The following is a 2,831-nucleotide window of genomic DNA, read 5'->3' as shown; positions in this document are numbered from 1 at the left end:
TTAGAATGCGTTGGAATGCGCAACCAAAGTGGGTGATAGTCCCGTATAAGAAGCATGATTGGACGTATTAAGTAGGGCGGAACACGTGAAATTCTGTCTGAAGATCGGAGGACCACCTTCGAAGGCTAAGTACTCCTTACTGACCGATAGTGAACCAGTACCGTGAGGGAAAGGTGAAAAGCACCCCGACGAGGGGAGTGAAACAGTACCTGAAACCGAACGCCTACAATCAGTTGGAGCATCCTTGCGATGTGACAGCGTACCTTTTGTATAATGGGTCATCGACTTGGTCTCACGAGCAAGCTTAAGCCGTTAGGTGTAGGCGCAGCGAAAGCGAGTCTTAATAGGGCGTCGAGTTCGTGGGATCAGACCCGAAACCGAGTGATCTAGGCATGGCCAGGTTGAAGATAAGGTAACACTTATTGGAGGACCGAACCCACATCTGTTGAAAAAGATCGGGATGAGCTGTGCCTAGGGGTGAAAGGCCAATCAAACTCGGAGATAGCTGGTTCTCTGCGAAATCTATTTAGGTAGAGCGTCATCCGAATACCCTCGGGGGTAGAGCACTGGATGGGTAATGGGGCCCCACAGGCTTACTGATCCTAACCAAACTCCGAATACCGAGGAGTACTGGATGGCAGACACACGGCGAATGCTAACGTCCGTCGTGGAGAGGGAAACAACCCTGACCTCCGGCTAAGGCCCCTAATTCATGGCTAAGTGGGAAAGCAGGTGAGACGACCAAAACAACCAGGAGGTTGGCTTAGAAGCAGCCATCCTTTAAAGATAGCGTAACAGCTCACTGGTCTAAATAAGTTGTCTTGCGGCGAAGATGTAACGGGGCTCAAGCCATGAGCCGAAGCCGAGGATGCATTTATTGCATGGTAGCAGAGCGTAGTGTGACATAGTTCCATGTGTCCTTATCGTCCCTCGGGACGTATTGGACACAAGGAGCTTTCTGTGAAGCCGGCGCGTGAGCGATCCGGTGGAGAGATCACTAGTGAGAATGATGACATGAGTAGCGACAAAGAGTGTGAGAGACACTCTCGCCGAAAGTCCAAGGGTTCCTGCTTAAAGCTAATCTGAGCAGGGTAAGCCGACCCCTAAGGCGAGGCCGAAAGGCGTAGTCGATGGGAACCAGGTTAATATTCCTGGGCCAGATGGAAGTGACGGATCGCAGGGGTAGTTCATCCTTATCGGATTGGATGGGCTGCTGAGCGGTCCCTGGAAATAGCTCCATCATCAGATCGTACCCTAAACCGACACAGGTGGACAGGTAGAGAATACCAAGGCGCTTGAGAGAACTATGTTGAAGGAACTCGGCAAAATACCTCCGTAAGTTCGCGAGAAGGAGGCCCGGTTCCTAGGCAACTAGGGGCTGGGGGCACAAACCAGGGGGTGGCGACTGTTTATTAAAAACACAGGGCTCTGCGAAGTCGCAAGACGACGTATAGGGTCTGACGCCTGCCCGGTGCCTGAAGGTTAAAAGGAGGAGTGAGAGCTCTGAATTGAAGCCCAGGTAAACGGCGGCCGTAACTATAACGGTCCTAAGGTAGCGAAATTCCTTGTCGGGTAAGTTCCGACCTGCACGAATGGCGTAACGACTTCCCCGCTGTCTCCAACATAGACTCAGCGAAATTGAATTACCGGTCAAGATGCCGGTTACCCGCGGTTAGACGGAAAGACCCCGTGCACCTTTACTACAGCTTCACACTGGCATTAGGCCGAACATGTGCAGGATAGGTGGTGGGCTTTGAAACCGAGACGCCAGTCTCGGTGGAGCCTCCCTTGAGATACCACCCTTGTTCTGCTTGATGTCTAACCGCGGACCGTTATCCGGTTCCGGGACCCTGTGTGGCGGGTAGTTTGACTGGGGCGGTCGCCTCCTAAATCGTAACGGAGGCGCGCGAAGGTTGGCTCAGAGCGGTCGGAAATCGCTCGTTGAGTGCAATGGCAGAAGCCAGCCTGACTGCGAGACTGACAAGTCGAGCAGAGTCGAAAGACGGCCATAGTGATCCGGTGGTCCCAAGTGGGAGGGCCATCGCTCAACGGATAAAAGGTACGCCGGGGATAACAGGCTGATACTGCCCAAGAGTCCATATCGACGGCAGTGTTTGGCACCTCGATGTCGGCTCATCTCATCCTGGGGCTGGAGCAGGTCCCAAGGGTACGGCTGTTCGCCGTTTAAAGAGGTACGTGAGCTGGGTTTAGAACGTCGTGAGACAGTTCGGTCCCTATCTTCCGTGGGTGTAGGATACTTGAGAGGAGTTGCCCCTAGTACGAGAGGACCGGGGTGAACGATCCACTGGTGGACCAGTTGTAATGCCAATTGCAGTGCTGGGTAGCTATGATCGGACAGGATAACCGCTGAAGGCATCTAAGCGGGAAGCCCCCCTCAAAACAAGGTATCCCTGAGAGCCGTGGTAGACCACCACGTCGATAGGCCAGAGATGTAAGCGTAGTAATACGTTCAGTTGACTGGTACTAATTGCTCGATAGGCTTGATTTGATCCAGTAGAAGCAAGACTGCTTACTGATCAAAAGCATACACATACAATCAGTCGTACGTGACTTGGACAAACACGCTTTGCGCTCCAATAAAGACGGAGCGGGAACGGGCATCCTTCGGATACCCCGCCTCCCGCCGCCGCTCTCCTGCGCAGAGCGTTTCTAGGAATTTATTCGGTTTGGTGATCATAGCGCGAGCAAAACACCTGGTCCCATCCCGAACCCAGCCGTTAAGTGCCGTAGCGCCGATGGTACTGCGTCTTAAGACGTGGGAGAGTAGGTCATCGCCAAACCTAATAAGTTCCTAGACTACAGTATCTCTC

The 2,831-nt window shown here is 53.0% G+C and carries 2 rRNA genes; both read left to right on the top strand.

The annotated features are described in order from the left end of the window. A 23S ribosomal RNA gene (locus tag ACGYK2_RS17255) occupies window positions 1–2,509 on the top strand; the annotation flags it as partial. 177 nt (window positions 2,510–2,686) lie between these two features. Then, window positions 2,687–2,801 (top strand): 5S ribosomal RNA (gene rrf, locus ACGYK2_RS17250). The last annotated feature ends 30 nt before the right edge of the window (window positions 2,802–2,831 follow it).

This window comes from Sulfitobacter sp. 1A10359 (genome assembly GCF_043558145.1).
In the GTDB taxonomy this organism is placed as follows: Bacteria; Pseudomonadota; Alphaproteobacteria; order Rhodobacterales; family Rhodobacteraceae; genus Sulfitobacter; species Sulfitobacter faviae.
This window is presented reverse-complemented; position numbering and strand designations above follow the sequence as displayed.